This is a genomic window from Kitasatospora sp. NPDC004669, assembly GCF_040609455.1.
GTDB lineage: Bacteria > Actinomycetota > Actinomycetes > Streptomycetales > Streptomycetaceae > Kitasatospora.
In genome coordinates, this window is record NZ_JBEXKB010000021.1 from 23,099 (window position 1) to 39,884 (window position 16,786).

At 72.2% G+C, this 16,786-nt stretch carries 10 protein-coding genes; all 10 read left to right on the top strand.

The features are described from left to right. The first annotated feature begins 792 nt into the window (after nucleotides 1-792). The 10 genes from ABZW30_RS19325 (at nucleotide 793) to ABZW30_RS19370 (ending at nucleotide 16,784) form a co-directional block, all read left to right on the top strand. Nucleotides 793-2,220 (top strand): sugar transferase, encoded by a 1,428-nt coding sequence (locus tag ABZW30_RS19325; RefSeq protein ID WP_355672422.1) that lies wholly within the window; start codon nucleotides 793-795, stop codon nucleotides 2,218-2,220. A gap of 73 nt (nucleotides 2,221-2,293) precedes the next feature. Then, nucleotides 2,294-3,610, top strand: a complete 1,317-nt coding sequence (locus ABZW30_RS19330) for a nucleotide sugar dehydrogenase (protein ID WP_355672330.1) — start codon at nucleotides 2,294-2,296, stop codon at nucleotides 3,608-3,610. Next, nucleotides 3,600-4,880, top strand: coding sequence for a glycosyltransferase family 4 protein (locus ABZW30_RS19335; RefSeq protein ID WP_355672331.1), 1,281 nt, complete (start codon nucleotides 3,600-3,602; stop codon nucleotides 4,878-4,880). The genes ABZW30_RS19330 and ABZW30_RS19335 overlap by 11 nt, the downstream gene beginning before the upstream one ends. Then, the gene (locus ABZW30_RS19340) at nucleotides 4,877-6,241 is read left to right on the top strand and encodes a Wzz/FepE/Etk N-terminal domain-containing protein (RefSeq protein ID WP_355672332.1); all 1,365 of its coding nucleotides are present in this window, start codon (nucleotides 4,877-4,879) and stop codon (nucleotides 6,239-6,241) included. Before ABZW30_RS19335 ends, ABZW30_RS19340 begins: the two co-directional genes overlap by 4 nt. After that, nucleotides 6,238-7,773: a Wzz/FepE/Etk N-terminal domain-containing protein gene (locus ABZW30_RS19345; protein ID WP_355672333.1), complete on the top strand. Its 1,536-nt coding sequence runs from the start codon at nucleotides 6,238-6,240 to the stop codon at nucleotides 7,771-7,773. Before ABZW30_RS19340 ends, ABZW30_RS19345 begins: the two co-directional genes overlap by 4 nt. 3 nt (nucleotides 7,774-7,776) lie before the next feature. Continuing rightward, nucleotides 7,777-9,705: an asparagine synthase (glutamine-hydrolyzing) gene (gene asnB, locus ABZW30_RS19350; protein ID WP_355672334.1), complete on the top strand. Its 1,929-nt coding sequence runs from the start codon at nucleotides 7,777-7,779 to the stop codon at nucleotides 9,703-9,705. 36 nt (nucleotides 9,706-9,741) lie between these two features. After that, nucleotides 9,742-11,922 carry a bi-domain-containing oxidoreductase gene (locus ABZW30_RS19355; protein ID WP_355672335.1) on the top strand — a complete coding sequence of 727 codons (2,181 nt, stop codon included), beginning with the start codon at nucleotides 9,742-9,744 and terminating at the stop codon, nucleotides 11,920-11,922. A 2-nt stretch (nucleotides 11,923-11,924) separates the two neighbouring features. Further along, nucleotides 11,925-13,868 (top strand): alginate lyase family protein, encoded by a 1,944-nt coding sequence (locus tag ABZW30_RS19360; RefSeq protein WP_355672336.1) that lies wholly within the window; start codon nucleotides 11,925-11,927, stop codon nucleotides 13,866-13,868. 8 nt (nucleotides 13,869-13,876) lie between these two features. Continuing rightward, a complete protein-coding gene (locus ABZW30_RS19365) occupies nucleotides 13,877-15,391 on the top strand; it encodes a right-handed parallel beta-helix repeat-containing protein (protein WP_355672337.1) in 1,515 nt (504 codons plus the stop codon). Nucleotide 15,392: 1 nt separating this feature from the next. Continuing rightward, nucleotides 15,393-16,784, top strand: coding sequence for an O-antigen ligase domain-containing protein (locus ABZW30_RS19370; protein ID WP_355672423.1), 1,392 nt, complete (start codon nucleotides 15,393-15,395; stop codon nucleotides 16,782-16,784). The last annotated feature ends 2 nt before the right edge of the window (nucleotides 16,785-16,786 follow it).

The window sequence follows — 16,786 nt, forward strand, 5'->3', positions numbered from 1 at the left end:
ACTCGGGCCCGCACTTGATCTCGTCGAGTGCGGGCCCTCCGGGGTCTCGCGGATCTTGCCGGGTACCGCGCCGCCCGGCACACGCCCTCGCCGCACGGCGCCGGCGGACAGGTGGCTTCGCCCACACCCCGAGCGCGGCCCGGCCGGCAGTGGCGGGACGCCTCGGGATCGCCGGTGCCGGCAGCCCGGAGAACCCCCGTCGTCACAGGTCACACCGCACGTCGTCGTCGGCAAGGCGCCCGTCGGCAGCCATCGTTCGGTAGATCCGGCTTCAAATCAAGAGCACGTGTTTCACACATCCCCCTCATTGGGTGGCCCCGATGCTCTAGATTGATTTTCGCTTCGCACGGTTGGACGCGAGGTGACGTAAATGATCTACCGTCCGGCGCTGCGGACAGCCAGTGGTCGTGTCCCCCGCGGCGGGCGTCGGGTGATCAATTCTTGGCGCCCGAGTGGGGGCTTTGAGTGTGGAGAGCAACCGTCGGCGGTTTCCCGCGCACCTCGGGATTCCGGCAGGGCGGGCGAGTCCGCTGCGCCTGGGCGGGATGTTCAAGTAGCGCTGCAGTAGCCGGTTTGCCATTCACGGGGGGCAGGGCCTCCCGGAGGTAGGAACAGCGCGGCACGGGAGGCGGGGCCTCCCAAGGGGAGGAACAGGTGCGGGAGGCTGCGGGCCTCCCGGGGGGAGGAACCGTGTGGAGCGAACACGTCGAACCCACTGGTGACCTGGAAGGGGCTGTGGAGCAGGGGGAAGGGGAATTAGTCAGCCCGTCGCTGTCGGCGCGGGGGCGTCCGATGAACGGGAAGATCAGCCGGCCCGGGATCGACTGGGAGCAGCAGTACCGCCGTACTGTGATCATCAGCGATACCGTGGCCACCGCCTTCGTGGTGGCGGCGATAGGCGGCTTCTTCGGGGTTCGGGACGCGGCCAACTGGCACGAGAAATGGGGAATTCTCGCCTTCGGCACCGAGCTGCTGGTGCTGGGAGCGCTTGGGACGACCCGGTCGTGGGCTCCGGCCGTGCTCGGCCAGGGCGCCGAGGAATTCCGTCGGCTCGGACGCTCACTGTTCACGGCGGCCGTCGTACTGGCGCTCGGCGGGATCGCCCTCACCTCGCACAACATCAAGCTCTGGATCTTCGTCGCGATCCCGGCGATCACGCTCATCACCATGACCGAGCGGTATCTGCTGCGCCTCTGGCTGCACAAACAGCGGAACAAAGGACGGTGCCTGCGTCCGGTGCTCGCTGCCGGGAGCCCGGCCACCGTTCGCGACCTGATCACCCGAACCCGCAAGTTCCCGCACCTCGGCTGGCGGGTGGAGGCGGTGTGCACGCCGTACAGTCTCGGGCCGGGCGGTGACCGGCTGGACGGAGTGCCGGTCGTCGGCCGACTGACGGACGTCGCCAACCACGTCCGCCGCGACGGCTACCGTGTCGTCGCGGTCACACCGGACCCGTACTGGACACCGGACCGGCTGCAGCGGCTGGCCTGGAACCTCGAAGGCGGCGACGCCGAGATGGTCGTGGCCCCCGTGCTGATGGAGGTGGCCGGCCCGCGGCTGCACGTCGATGCGGTGCTCGGGATCCCGATGCTGCGGGTCAGCATGCCGGCCTTCACCGGGGGCCGCCGGGCGGTCAAAGAGGTCGTCGATCGGTTGGGCGCCGCGGTCCTGCTGATCCTGTTCGCGCCGCTGATGGTGTTCGTCGGGATGCTCGTGCTGGCGGACAGCCGGGGCGGGGCGTTCTACCGACAGCACCGGGTCGGCAAGGACGGCCGCGAGTTCACCCTGATCAAGTTTCGCACCATGGTCGCCGGGGCCGACCGGGCACGTGCCGAGCTGGCCGACCGCAACGAGGGCGCCGGCCTGCTCTTCAAGCTCCGCCGGGATCCGCGGGTGACCCGGGTGGGAGGAGTGTTGCGCCGGTACTCGCTCGACGAGCTCCCGCAGCTTCTCAACGTGCTCACCGGCTCGATGTCGCTCGTCGGTCCGCGGCCTCCGTTGCCGGAGGAGTCCGCTGCGTACGGCCCGGAGATCCGGCGGCGGCTGCTCGTCAAGCCCGGGCTCACCGGCCTGTGGCAGATCAGCGGACGCAGCGACCTGCCGTGGGAGGAGGCGGTGCGGCTGGACCTGCGGTACGTGGAGGACTGGTCGCTCGCCCTGGACACGGTGATTTTGTGGAAGACGCTGCGCGCGGTGCTTCAGGGGCAGGGGGCCTACTGATGCGTGGGGGGCGTCGTTCGATCGGCGCGCGGATGGCCGGCCAAAAGGGCCTGCCCGAGGGGAGGAACGGGTCATGAGGATCAGCGTCTTAGGGCTCGGCTACGTGGGCTGCGTGTCGGCCGCGTGCCTGGCGAGTCTGGGTCACGAGGTCATCGGGGTGGACGTGAACCCGGTGAAGGTCGACCTGGTCAACGACGGCAAGGCCCCGGTGGTCGAGGAGCGGATCGGCGAGCTCATCGCCGAGGTCGTGCGGTCCGGAGCGTTGCGCGCCACCGGCGACGTCCGCGAGGCGATCATGGGCAGTGAGGTGTCGCTGGTCTGCGTGGGCACGCCGTCGGAGCCCAACGGCAGCCTGTGCACCACGTACCTGGAGCGGGTCACCGAGCAGATCGGTGCCGCGGTGGCCGAGCGGGGCGGGCGGCACACCGTCGTGTTCCGCAGCACCATGCTCCCGGGCACCTGCCTCGACCTGCTGGTGCCGATCCTGGAGAAGCACCTCGGCGGCACGGCCGGGGTGGACGTCGGGGTCGCGGTCAACCCGGAGTTCCTGCGCGAGGGCACGAGCGTGCGGGACTTCTTCGATCCGCCCAAGACCGTCATCGGCGAGCTCGACCCGGCGAGCGGTGACGTCGTCGCGGCGCTGTACGACGGACTGCCGGGCGAGGTGTTCCGGGTGCCCGTCCCGGTGGCCGAGGCGATCAAGTACGCGGACAACGCGTTCCACGGCCTCAAGATCGGCTTCGCGAACGAGCTGGGCGCGGTGTGCCAGGCGCTCGGGGTGGACTCGCACCAGGTGATGGACGTGTTCCTGGCCGACCGCAAGCTGAACATCAGCCCCGCCTACCTGCGGCCCGGCTTCGCCTTCGGCGGCTCCTGCCTGCCCAAGGACCTGCGCAGCCTGGTCCACGCGGCGCGCCGGGCCGACGTCTCGGTGCCCATCCTCTCCCACGTGCTGCCCTCCAACTCCGACCACCTCCAGCGCGCGGTGGAGCTGGTCGAGCGCACCGGCAAGCGCCGGGTGGGCCTGTTCGGCCTGTCCTTCAAACCCGGCACCGACGACCTGCGCGAGAGCCCGCTCGTCGAGCTGGCGGAGCGGCTCTTCGGCAAGGGCTACGACCTGCGGATCTACGACCCCAACGTGAGCCTCTCCCGGCTGCTCGGCGCGAACCGCGAGTACATCGAGACCCGGCTGCCGCACCTCGCGCAGCTGCTCGCGGAATCCGTCGACGAGGTGCTCGACCACGCCGAGGTGTGCGTGGTCGGGACCAGGGAGCCGGCCGTGCTGTCGGCGTTGCCCCATGGCGACGGCCCGATGATCGTCGACCTCATCCGCCTTCCCGACGCCGAGGCGCGCCGGACCGAACCGGGGTACACGGGCCTTGCTTGGTGACACGTCGTTTGATGACACGGTCGGCGGCGACGGGCGGGCCCGTCGCGCGCTGATCCTGGTGGAGAACCTGTCGGTGCCGTTCGACCGGCGGGTGTGGCAGGAGTGCACGACGCTGCGCGACGCGGGCTGGACGGTGGACGTCATCTGCCCGCGGGGGAGCAAGCGGGACACGGAGCCGGAAGCGGTGATCGACGGGGTGCGGATCCACCGCTACCCGCTGCAGGCGGCCACCGGAGGGCCGGCCGGCTACCTGCGGGAGTACGGATCGGCGTTGTGGCACACGGCCCGGCTGGCCCGCAAGGTCGGCCCGGTCGACGTGGTCCACGCCTGCAACCCGCCCGACCTGCTGTTCCTGCCGGCCCTGATGATGAAGCGGCGCGGCGCGCGGTTCGTGTTCGACCAGCACGACCTGGTGCCCGAGCTGTACCTCTCCCGGTTCGACCGCGGGAAGGACCTGCTCTACCGCGCCGTGTGCGCGCTGGAACGGTGGACGTACCGGGCCGCGGACGTCGTGCTCGCCACGAACGAGAGCTACCGGGACGTCGCGCTGCGCCGTGGCGGTCGGCGGCCGGAGGACGTCTTCGTGGTGCGCAGCGCGCCCGACACCGATCGGTTCCAGCCGGTGCCGCCCGAGCCGGAGCTGAAGCGCGGCAAGCCCCATCTGCTGTGCTACCTCGGCGTGATGGGCCCGCAGGACGGCGTCGACTACGCCTTGCGGGCCCTCGCGAAGCTGCGCGACGAGCTCGGGCGGACCGACTGGCACGCGGTGTTCGTCGGCGCCGGCGACACCTTCGACGCGATGAAGGAGCTGTCCCGGCAGCTCGGGCTCTCGGAGCAGGTGCAGTTCACCGGGCGCGTTCCGGACGCCGACCTGGTGCGCTACCTGTCCACCGCGGACGTGTGCCTCTCCCCGGACCCGCGCAATCCGCTCAACGACGTGTCGACCATGAACAAGGTCCTGGAGTACATGGTGATGGGCCGGCCGATCGTCTCGTTCGACCTCCGGGAGGCGCGGGTCTCCGCCGGTGACGCGGCCGTCTACGCGCCCGCCAACGACGAGGCCGAGTTCGCCAGGCTCATCGCGCTGCTGATGGACGATCCGGAGAAGCGGGCCTGGATGGGCAAGCTCGGCCAGGAGCGGATCAGCGGGCCGCTCTCCTGGCGGAACTCCCAGCGATCGCTGCTCGACGCCTACGCCGCCGCCTGCCGTGACCGGCCCGCGGGGTCGGCGCGCGGCCCGTTCCGGGCAGGGAGAAGGCCTCGCCGTTGAGCGACGAAACGATACGCCTGGTCGCGATCGGTCGGATCCTCCGTCGGCGCTGGCGGCTTCTCGCCGTCCTCGCCGTGGTGGGTGCGCTCGTCGGTTACGGCACCTCCTTGCTGATTCCGCCGAGTTACACGACGTCGGCATCGGTCCTGCTGCCGGGGGTGTGGCAGGACCGCGAGCTGCTGACCCAGGCGGAGATCGCGACCAGTTCGGTGGTGGTCGACCGCGCGGCCGCCACGCTGGGCTGGCCCGGGGACAGCGGCAGCAAGCTGCAGGACCGGGTGAGTGCCAGCGCCGCCGACGGGAACATCATCAAGATCTCCGGCACGGCCGACACCCCGGAGCACGCCCAGCAACTCGCCGATCAGGTGGCCCAGCAGTTCGTCGCGTTCGCCTCGCACGTCGCGGGCGACAGCACCGACCCCGAGGCGGCGCAGCCCGAGGCGCTGCGCCAGCTGGTGCTCCAGGCCGGCCGCCGCATCAGCGACCTCGCCGCCGCGGCCGGTCCGGGGCAGAGCGTGGAGAGCGTGGAGACCCGCACCGAGCTGGCGCAGCTGCGCACCACGCTGCAGGACGCCATCAAGAAGCTGGACCAGGTCGACCCGGCCGCCAACAAGGCCAACATGGTCGTCATGGGGTCGGCGCCCCGGCCGTCCGGCGAGGCACCGCCGACGAGGATCCAGCTCATCGCCGCCGGGGCGCTGCTGTTCTTCCTGCTCGCGGTCGTCGGCCACCTCACCGCCGCCCGGACGAGCCGCCGGCTGCGCACAGAACCGGAGATCGCCGCGGCGCTGGGCTCGGCGTTCCTCGGCACCGTCGACGTCCCCGGTGACCGGTCCGCGCACCGGCCCGGGGGCCGTGGCCCGCGGGCCCTGGTCCGCCGGCTGCTGGGCACGGACGTCCGGTGGGACCTGCCGGCCCCGCGCGCCTGCGGCGACGAGGCCGGCCGGCAGATCCGCTACCGGCGGGTGTGTGCCCGCCTGCGGGACCAGCTGCCGGACCCCCGGCGGCTGCTGGTCGTCGTCCCGGAGGGCGACGAGACGGCCCGCCGGGCCGCCGGGCAGCTCGTCGCCGAGGCAGCGGGCGATCCCGTGCTGCGGGCGGTGGACGTGTCGGTGTCCCAGCCGCTGGTGCCGGACCGCGACGACGAGTCCGGTGCCCTGGTCGTGCTCAGCGCGGGCGACTGGACCGCCGGGGAGCTCGCAGGCATCGCCGGGGCGTGTGCGGACGCCGGGCACGAGGTCGTCGGTGTCGTCGTCGCCGAGACGGTCCTGGACCATCCGACGCGCTCCGCCGACCGTCAGCCGGAGGGCGCCACGCCGGTGCTCGCGGTCGGCGACGACGCGAGGAGAGGTCCGGAGTGACGACGAGTACGACGCCGGAGCCGGCGGCCCCCGTTCCGTTGCTGGACCTGCAGTCGCTGGTGGTCGCGGTGCGCAGGCGCCGCCGCCTCTGGTGTGCGATGGCGCTGCTCGGGTTGCTCGCAGGCGCGGCGCTGGCCGTCCTGCGGCCGCCCGCGCCGAGTGCGACGGTCAAGGTGCTGGTCGCCCATCAGGCGGACCAGCCGAACGACCCCGGAACGCTGATCCGCACCGACGCCGCTCTGCTGCAGACCACGGGGATCGCCGGCAAGGCCCTGCAGTCCCTCGGGTCCTCGGAGAAGCCCGAGGACTTCATGCGGGACTACGGGGGCACCGGCCTGACCAACAACCTGCTGCAGATCAACGTGACGGGCCACAGCGACGCGGAGGCGGTGGCCCGGGCCAAGGCGCTGGCCGACGCCTTCGTCGCGGACCACGTGCGGCGGATCAAGGAGGCCGCGGACGCCGAGGCCAAGGCCCTGCTCGACCAGCGCGACCGGCTGCGCGAGGAACTCGCCCAGGTCAACAAGGCGATCGGGGACGCCTCGCAGCAGAGCGACCCGAAGACGGCGGCGAACCGGGAGTCGCTCGACGCCAGCCGGGCCGAACTCAAAGCGAGGATCACGGACTTCAGCCAGCGTGCCGCCGAGGCGGGCGTCGGCATGCCCCGGCTCGTCGCCGGCACGCAGATCGTGGACGCGCCCCGGGCCGTGCGGCAGTCGCTGCCCAAGACCGCCGCCACCAACGCGGCGATCGGGCTCGTCCTCGGGCTCGTCCTCGGGCTCGCGGTCGCCGCGGTCGGCGCGGTGGTGGCGGACCGCCCGGTGCTGCGCCGGGAGATCGCGGCGGACCTCGGCGCCTCGGTCATCGCGGAACTGCGCAGCGTGCCCCGCAGGTCGGCCGGCCGATGGCAGCGCCGGCGGACCCGGGCGGCCCGGACCCGGCTCACCACGACCCTGGCCCGCAGCGTGCGCGGCTCCGCGGAAGCGGTGTCGCTGCTCGAACTGGGCTGTGCGCGCAGCACGAGCGCGATCGCCCTGGACCTCGCCGGTGCGCTGGCGGCGGAGGACGAGGGGCCGGTGGTCGTCGTCGACGGCCTGCCCGGCCCGCAGCTCGCCAAGCGCCGCGCCCGGCCGGGGGATCCGACCGTCGTCGTCGGCGAGCGCACCGGCGCCGCGTCGCCCCAGGAGCGCCGGCTCGGCGTCGGGTCGGTGTCACCCGGCACGGCGTGGACCGACCTCCAGTACCTCGGCACCCGGACGGTGCTCGTCGTCCGGGCCGGGCACGGCAGCGCCGCCTGGCTGCACACCGTGGCACGCCAGCTCGCCGACCAGGGCATCCCCGTGATCGGTGTGGTGCTGATCGACCCCGATCCGCGTGACCGGACCGACGGCACGCTGTGGGACGGGCCGCACACCGCGCTGCGCGGCCGGAACGAGAGGCCGGCCCGGCGGAACCGGACGGGCCGGCGGCGGACGGAGCGACGACCGATGTGGACCGCACGGGTCCCGGACAGCGATCAGGAGGCGAGGTAGGACATGTGTGGCATCGCAGGCACGTACCGATGGCCGGACGGGAAGGCCGTGACCGACCTGCTCACCGACACCCTCGCCCACCGCGGTCCGGACGGGGCGGGCCGCTACAGCCACCCCGTCGGTGACGGCGACGTGCACCTGGGGCACCGCCGGCTGGCCATCGTCGACCTGTCCGAGACCGGCGCCCAGCCGATGGTCTCGGACGGCCTCGTGCTGACGTACAACGGCGAGCTGTACAACGCGCCCGAGCTGCGTGCCGAACTGGCGGCCGCCGGGGTGCGCTTCCGCGGCACCTCCGACACCGAGGTGCTGCTGGAGGCCTGGCGGCGCTGGGGCACGGACTGCCTGCCCCGGCTGCGCGGCATGTTCGCGTTCGGGATCTTCGACGAGCGAACCGGTGAGCTGGTGCTCGCCCGCGACCAACTCGGCATCAAGCCGCTGTTCCTGGTCCGGCGCGGTGAGGGCCTGGTGTTCGCCTCCGAGCTCAAGGCGCTGGCCGCCGCCACCGGCGGGTCGCTGGAGGTGGACCACGCGGCGCTGGTGGCCTCACTGCTGTACTACTGGGTGCCGGACTCACGGTGCGCGTTCCGCGAGGCGGAGAAGCTGCCGCCGGGGAGCTGGCTCCGGTGCCGGCCCGACGGCCGGGTGGAGCGCGGCCGGTTCTGGCACCTGCGGGACGTCGCGGCCGAGGGCCGGGAGCGGGCCCGGAGCGGCGAGCGGCCGGATGTCGCCGCCATCGTCGAGGAGTCGACCCGACGCCACCTGCTCTCCGACGTACCCGTGGCGACCTTCCTCTCCGGCGGGCTGGACTCCAGCTACCTGACCGCGTTGGCGGCCCGCGACCAACCCGGGATCTCCGCCTACACGATCGGGTTCCGCGCCGAGGACGCCAGGTTCGAGGCGATGCCGGACGACCTTCGTTACGCCCGGCAGGTGGCCGAGCGGTTCGGCGTCGACCTGCATGAGATCGAGATCGCTCCGGACGTGCTCGACCTGCTGCCGCAGATGACGTACCACCTGGACGAGCCGATCGGCGACCCCGCCGCGATCAACACCTTCCTGATCTGCTCGGCCGCCAGGGAGGCCGGGGTCAAGGTGATGCTCTCGGGGATGGGTGCCGACGAGTTGTTCGCCGGTTACCGCAAGCACCTGGCCAACCAGCTCGCGCTGCGCTACCAGCGCGTCCCGCGGCCCCTACGGCGTGGCCTGTCCGCGACCGTGGACCGGCTGCCGGTCGCCACGGCCCGCCGGGGGTTCCGGTCGGTGCGGTTCGCGAAGCGGTTCCTCTCCTTCGCCGATCTGCCGGAGGAGACCGCGTTCCGGCGCAGTTACACCATGTACGACCAGGACGAACTGCTCGCCCTGATCAACCCGGACTTGGCCGGGACCGTCGAGGACGTGCTGACCGAGCACGCGGACGTCTACCAGGACAACGACCTCGACGACTTCGTCAACCGGATGTGCCTGGGCGACGCCCGGATGTTCCTGCCGGGCCTGAACCTCGCGTACACGGACCGGTCGAGCATGGCCGCGTCGACCGAGGTGCGGGTGCCCTACGTGGACGTCGAGGTGGTCAAGGCGGCGTTCGCCGTGCCCGGCGATCGCAAGATCGTCGGACGCCAGGGCAAGGCCGTCCTCAAGGAGGCGGCCACCTCGATCCTGCCCCGGGAGATCGTGTACCGGCCCAAGGGCCTGTTCAGCGCCCCGCTGCGCGCCTGGATGAGCCGGGATCTGGCCCCGCTGGTGCGCGAGGTGATCAACGACGGCGTGCTCGTCCAGTCCGGGTTCCTGCGCCGCGACGCGCTGGCGCGGCTCGTCGCCGAGGACGCCGCCGGGCAGCGGGACTTCTCCAAGCACCTGTGGCACGTGCTGACCCTGGAGTACTGGTACCGCGGCGCGACCTCCGGCTCCAACGCTCACTTGACGGCTTAGGGCTCACTGAACGGCATAGAAGCAAGGGGACTTCCGGTGAAACAGGTTGTGCAGAACTACAAGAGCGGCGAGCTGTCGGTGCTCGACGTGCCGGTGCCGGGGTGCAAGCCGGGCGGGGTGCTGGTCCGCAGCGCCTTCTCGCTGATCTCCACCGGGACCGAGATGATGAAGGTGTCCGAGGCCGGCATGTCGATGGTGGGCAAGGCCCGCTCGCGTCCGGACCAGGTGGCCAAGGTCATGCAGAGCGTGGCCACCAACGGGCTGCCCGCCACCTACCGCAAGGTGATGGGCAAGCTGGACTCCTACACGCCGCTGGGCTATTCGCTGTGCGGGGTGGTCGAGCAGGTCGGCGCCGGGATCGACGATGTGAAGGTCGGCGACCTCGTGGCCTGCGCCGGCAACGAGCACGCGCTGCACGCCGAGTTGAACTGGGTGCCCAGGAACCTCTACGCCCAGGTGCCGGACGGCCTCGCGCCGCAGCACGCCGCCTTCGGCACCGTCGGGTCGATCGCCTTGCAGGGTGTCCGCCAGGGCGAGCCGCAACTCGGCGAGGTGGCGCTGGTCATCGGCCTCGGGCTGATCGGGCAGCTGGTGGTGCAGCTCCTCGCCGCCTCGGGGGTGCACGTCGTCGGGGCCGATCCCGACCCGGTGCGCTGCGAACTCGCCGAGCGCCTGGGCGCCGTGGCCTGCGGCGATCCCGCGTCCGCGGCCGTGGAGACCGCCGTCGCCGAGCTGACCGGCGGTCACGGGGTGGACCAGGTGTACCTGGCCGCCGGCGGCGGCAGCAACCAGCCCGTGGAGCTGGCCGCCCACTTGAGCCGGGACCGCGGCCGGGTCGTCGACATCGGCAAGTGTCGCCTGGACCTGCCGTGGAACGCGTACTACGAGAAGGAGCTCGACGTCCGGTTCTCCCGCTCGTACGGCCCCGGGCGCTACGACCCGGAGTACGAGCTGGAGGGGCGGGACTACCCGATCGGCTACGTGCGCTGGACGGAGCGCCGCAATCTGGCGTGCTTCCTCGACCTGATGGCCCGCGGCCGTGTGGACGTCGGCCCGCTGGTCTCCCACGTCGCCGACTTCGAGGACGCCGTGGAGACGTACCGGCGCCTGAAGGACGGCGAGTTGAAGGCCGTCACCGCGCTGTTCCGCTACCCCTCGGCGGAGGTGGAGGCGCCGGCCCCGAAGCTGGAGGTGCCCGCGGTGCGGCGCCCCGCCGCGCAGGCCGCCCCGGCCCGTAGTTCCAAGTCCCCGGTGCGCCTCGCGTTCGTCGGCGCGGGCAACTACGCGACGTCGATGCTGCTGCCGCACCTGGCCCAGCGCGAGGGCGTCGCGCTGTCCACGGTCGTCACCACCACGGCGCTGTCCGCGGCCAACGCGCAGCGCAAGTTCGGCTTCGCCCAGGCGACCACCGATCTCGACGCGGTGCTCGGGGACGAGTCCATCGACGCCGTGTTCGTGGTCACCCGGCACAGCTCGCACGCCGACCTGACCCGGAAGGCGCTGCTCGCCGGCAAGACGGTGTTCGTGGAGAAGCCCCTGGCCCTCACCGAGGACGAACTGGCCGGCGTGCTCGCGGCGGTGGAGGAGTCCGGCAACGACCGGCTGCAGGTGGGCTTCAACCGCCGGTTCGCGCCGCTGCTGCGCGAGGCCAAGAACCGCCTGGGCGCCCGGACCGGACCGGCGAGCCTGCGCTACCTGGTCAACGCGGGCCGCCTCCAGCACGGCAGCTGGTACCTCCAGCAGGGCACCGAGGGCTCGCGGTTCGAGGGCGAGGGCGGGCACTTCATCGACACGGCGAGCTGGCTGCTGGGCGCCGACCCGGTCGCGGTGTACGCCGTCGCCCCGTCCGGCAACGAGGACCTCCAGGTCGTCCTGCGCTACCCGGACGGCTCCACCGCCACCATCAGCTACGTCACCTCCGGCGCGCCCGCCTTCCCCAAGGAGACGCTGGACCTCCTCGCGGACGGCAAGGTGCTCAAGCTCGACGACTTCGTCCGCGCCTCGGTGTACGGCCGCAAGCGCTGGGTCAGCTCCCGGCTGCCCAAGGCCCGGGACAAGGGCCAGTCCAACGAGCTGGCCTCGTTCATCAAGGCCGTGCGCACCGGCGGGCCGATGCCGGTGCCGCTGGAGTCGCTGGTCGCCACGACGGCGGCCACCCTGGCTGTGCAGGCGAGCCTGGCCGGCGGCGCACCAGTGACCCTGGCGAGGTCGCTGTGACCATGAGCGCGGGCTGGTACCTGCGGCGCCTGTCGGCGATGGGGCCGCAGGAGGTCGCAGGCCGGGTGGGCGACACGCTGCGCCGGCGGCGGTGGCGATCGCTGACGCCGCCGGGCCCGGCCGTGACCGGCGCCCGGTTCACCGCCGTCCTGCCCGCCGGGGCGATCGACGCGGTGCTCGCGGACGCCGCCAAGCGGCTGGTCGCCCAGGCGGACCGGCTGATGGACGGCCACGCCGAGTTCTTCGGCGTGGAGCGCGAGGACATGGCGGCCCCGGACTGGTGGCTCGACCCGAAGACCGGGCGCTGGGCGCCGGGCGGCTACGCCTTCGACGTGCCGTACCGGGACGAGGACACGGTTGGCGACATCAAGCAGATCTGGGAGCCCTCCCGGCACCAGTACCTGACGGTGCTCGCCGCCGCCTACGCGATCACCGGCAACGAGCGCTACGCCGAGCGCGCGGCCGCTCACCTGCGCTCCTGGTGGCAGGCCAACCCGCCGCTGGAGGGCGTGCACTGGGTCAGCGGCATCGAGCTGGGCATCCGGCTGCTGTCCTGGGTGTGGGTGCGCCGGCTGCTGGACGGCTGGTCGGGCGCGGCCGCCCTGTTCGAGGACAACCCGACGGCGCTGCACCAGATCTGGCACCACCAGCGCTGGCTGGCCGCGTTCCCCAGCCGGGGCTCCTCGGCGAACAACCACGTCATCGCCGAGGCGGCCGGGCAGTTCGCCGCGGCCTGCGCGTTCGACTGGTTCCCCTCCTCGCAGCGGTGGCGCTCGGACGCGCTGCGCTCGCTGGACCGGCACCTGCGCGCCAACACCTTCCTCTCCGGCCTCAACCGGGAGCTGGCCACCGAGTACCACGGGCTCGTCCTGGAGCTCGGCCTGGCCGCGGTGGCCGAGGCGGACGCCGCCGCCGTGCCGGTCCCCGCGACGATCCGGCTGGTACTGCTGCGGATGACCGACGCGCTCGCGGCCGTGGTGGACAACCGGCTGCGCCCCCCGCGCCAGGGGGACGCGGACGACGGGCACGGCCTGGTCGTGGACGGCGCGGGCACCGACCGCTGGGCCTCGCTGCTGGCCACCGGCGGCGCCGTGTTCGGCCGCCTGCCCTGGTGGCCGGAGGTGACCGCCGCCGACGCGCGCACCCCGCTGCTGGCCGCGCTGATCCGCCCGTACGGAAACGACGGTTCGGTGACCCGCCCGGCGAGCCGGCCGGTGCACTTCCCCGACGCCGGGATGACCGTCCTGCGCGGCGGCGAGGAGATCTGGTGCCGCTGCGACGGCGGCCCGCACGGGTTCCTGTCCATCGCCGCGCACGGCCACGCCGACGCCCTGTCCGTGGAGGTCCGCCACGACGGCGTCGAGGTGCTCGCGGACCCGGGGACGTTCTGCTACCACGGGCAGCCCGAGTGGCGGCGCTACTTCCGCTCGACCCTGGGCCACACCACCATGGAGCTGGGCGGCCGGGACCAGTCCGTCTCCGGCGGCCCGTTCCTGTGGACCAGGCACGCCCGGACGAAGGTGCTGGTCGCGGACACCTCCGACCCGGCCGTGGCCCGCTGGTGCGCCGAGCACGACGGCTACCAGCCCTCGGTGCACCGCCGCCGGGTGGAACTCAACCGCTCCAGCCGGGAGTTGCGGATCACCGACGAGGTGATCGGCCAGGGCGGCGACGTCCGGCTGGCCTTCCACCTCGGCCCGGCGATCACCGCGAACCTGACGGGGAACCGGGCCGTACTGACCTGGACCCGGGACGGCGAGGACCGCTCCGCGGTGCTCGACCTGCCCGGTCAGCTGACCTGGCGGGCACACCGCGGCGAGACCGACCCGCCGCTGGGCTGGTACTCCGCCGGCTTCGGACGCAAGGAACCCGCCACCACGCTGGTCGGCACGGGCTTCGCCGACGGCGCACAGGGGTTCACCACCGTGCTCGGGTTCCGGGGCTAGGGGGGCGGGTGGGGATCAAGAAGCGGCACTGGGGGGCGCTGGCGTCGGTCCTGCTGCTGGCGACCGGCTGCACGAGCGGTTCGGACGCCCGGCCGGAGCCGACCGCCACGCCATCCGGGGCCGTGGCCGCGGCCCGGGTGTGCGCCACCCCCGAGGCCGGGCCGGCGAACGCGCCGGCGGGCGCGGTGACGGTCGACCCGGCGGTGGTCGGTGACCTGGCGGCGAAGACCAAGAGCAGCCCCCCGAACACCACCTTCTGGCTCCAACCGGGGACGCACAGGCTCGAATCGGACCGGTACGCCCAGATCATCCCCAAGGAGGGGGACAGCTACCTCGGCGCGCCGGGCGCGGTGCTCGACGGGGGGAAGACCAACGAGTACGCGTTCGGCGGTACCGCCGGCAACGTCACCATCCGCTACCTGACCGTGCAGGGTTTCGTCGCGCCGCAGAACGAGGGCGTGGTCAACCATGACTCGGCCGACGGGTGGGTGATCGAGCACGCGACGATCCAGAACAACTCCGGCGCCGGGCTGATGGCCGGCGTCCACCAGCGGGTCCGCGCCAACTGCCTGCGCGGCAACGGACAGTACGGCATGAACGCCTACAAGGCCGGCGCCCCGATCAGTGATCTGGTGGTCGAGGGCAACGAGATCACGGCCAACGACACCGATCAGTGGGAGCAGAAGCAGCCGGGCTGCGGCTGCACCGGAGGCGTCAAGTTCTGGGCCGTCAACGGCGCCGACGTACGCGGCAACTGGGTGCACGACAACCGCGGATCCGGGTTGTGGGCGGACACCAACAACAACGACTTCCGCATCGAGGACAACGTGCTGGAGGCCAACGACGGTGCCGCGCTGATCTACGAGACCAGCTACAACGCGGTCATCCGGAACAATGCGATCCGGCGGAACAACTGGGTCGAGGGCCGCAAATCCGCCGACCGCGGCGACAACTTCCCTTATCCGACCATCTACCTGTCCGAGTCCGGCGGCGAACCACGGATCCCGGCCCGCACGGACAAGATCGAGATCGACCGGAACGTGTTGGAGGACAACTGGTCCGGGATCACCCTGTGGGAGAACGCCGACCGGTTCTGCAACAGCCCGGCCAACACCTCGTCGGGTGACTGCACCCTGCTGGTGAAGAACACCGGCCGCTGCGCACAGCCGACGATCGCCACCCCACCGCTCTACGCCGACTGCCGGTGGAAGACCCAACGGGTGGACATCCACGACAACCGCTTCGTGCTGGACCCGTCCGTCGTCGGATGCACGGTGAAGTGCGGCCTGATGGCGGTGCTGGCCAACTACGGCACCTATCCGGACTGGTCGCCGTACAAGGGCGAACCGGTGGCCGAGGCGATCACCGGCAAGCAGCAGAACCACTGGCACGACAACGCCTACCTCGGACCATGGAGCTTCGTCGCCCACGACCCGAGCCGGATGCTCGACTTCGGGCAGTGGCGGGGCGCGCCGTACCAGCAGGACCCGGGCAGCACCTTCCAACCACGGGCCGGTGGTTGAGATGAGCCGGGACCTGACGTACGACAGGCTGCCGGGCGGACCGGATGGGGCGGCGGAGCCGCCGACCGAGTCGGAGGTGACCGCGGGCACGCGGCCCGGCGCCGGACCGCGCCCGGCCGGCACACCGAAGACCGTCGAGCTGGTCTGGGGGCTGCTGATCCTCAACACGCTCGGCTCCGCCGGGGCGCAGACCATCATCCCGCTGCCCCGCTCCCTCATCCAGATGGCCACCATGGGCGCGCTGGTCTCCGCGTTCGCGCTGGCACTCGCCCTCAATCTCCGGCTGCGCATCCGAGCCAGCGCCTTCCTTTTCCTGCTCACCCTGATGCTGGTGCTGAGCGTGATCTCCAGCGCACACCTGGAGTCCGGGTTCGGAGCGCTGTTCCGATGCTTCCGGCTGGCCCTCTTCGTCAGCACGCTGTGGCTGCTCAGCCGCTGGTGGGACGGCAGCCAGACGTTCGTCCGGTACCACATCCGGATGTACTTCGCGGTGCTCGCGACGGTGGCCGCCGGCCTGGTCGTCTCACCGGGCGCGGCCATGCCCGAGCTCTACGGCGGGCGGCTGGTCGGTGCGTTGTGGCCGCTCACCCCGCCGCAGATCGGACAGTACGCCGCGGTGATCGTCGGGCTCACCGTGCTGCTCCTCCTGGACCGCCGGACCACCGGGGCCGGCGCGGCGGCGGTCATCGTGCCGTCACTCGTCCTGCTCGCGTTGACCCACACCCGGACGGCCACGCTCGGCCTGATCATCGGCCTGGCGTTGGCGATCGGCTCGCTCATCCTGACCAGCGCCGCCGCCCGACGGTTCTTCGCCTGGGCGGTGGTGTGCGCCACCGTGGCCGCGGTGGGCTTGAGTTCGCTGCTCCAGGCGTGGTTCCTGCGCGGACAGAGCCAGGAGAACTTCTCCAACCTCACCGGTCGGGCCAAGGTCTGGGACGCCCTGCTGGCAGCGCCCCGGACGACCACGGAGCAGCTGTTCGGCATGGGCCTGGGCGACAAGTCGTTCGGCGGGCTGCCGATCGACAACAGCTGGCTGGCCGTCTACAGCGAACAGGGTCTGACCGGCGTCGCCGTCGTGGCGGCGATCTTCATCGTGCTGGGCGGCGTCGCGTTGCTGCGGCCGCCGTCGCTGTCGAGGGCCTGCGCGATCTTCCTGATCGGCTACTGCGCGATCGCGTCGTACACCGAGGCCGGGCTGGGCGACGCCTCGCCGTACCTGCTGCACCTGACCGTGGCGGCCTCGCTGCTGGCGGCGCCTGCCGCGGCCGCTCCCCTCCCGACGCCCGAAGCCCCTCGACGACGCTCAGGGCCTGTCCGGCGGATCTTGCCGGGCCCGACAACATCCGCCGGACAGGCCCTACCGCAACGGGCCCAGAGATCGGAGGGAACGTGAGC

What these genes read in the sequence shown, in the direction of transcription:
- ABZW30_RS19325 (WP_355672422.1), top strand. Translation starts at nt 793, where the DNA reads ATGAACGGGAAGATCAGCCGGCCCGGGATCGACTGGGAGCAGCAGTAC.
- ABZW30_RS19330 (WP_355672330.1), top strand. Translation starts at nt 2,294, where the DNA reads ATGAGGATCAGCGTCTTAGGGCTCGGCTACGTGGGCTGCGTGTCGGCC.
- asnB (WP_355672334.1), top strand. Translation starts at nt 7,777, where the DNA reads ATGTGTGGCATCGCAGGCACGTACCGATGGCCGGACGGGAAGGCCGTG.
- ABZW30_RS19360 (WP_355672336.1), top strand. Translation starts at nt 11,925, where the DNA reads ATGAGCGCGGGCTGGTACCTGCGGCGCCTGTCGGCGATGGGGCCGCAG.
- ABZW30_RS19370 (WP_355672423.1), top strand. Translation starts at nt 15,393, where the DNA reads ATGAGCCGGGACCTGACGTACGACAGGCTGCCGGGCGGACCGGATGGG.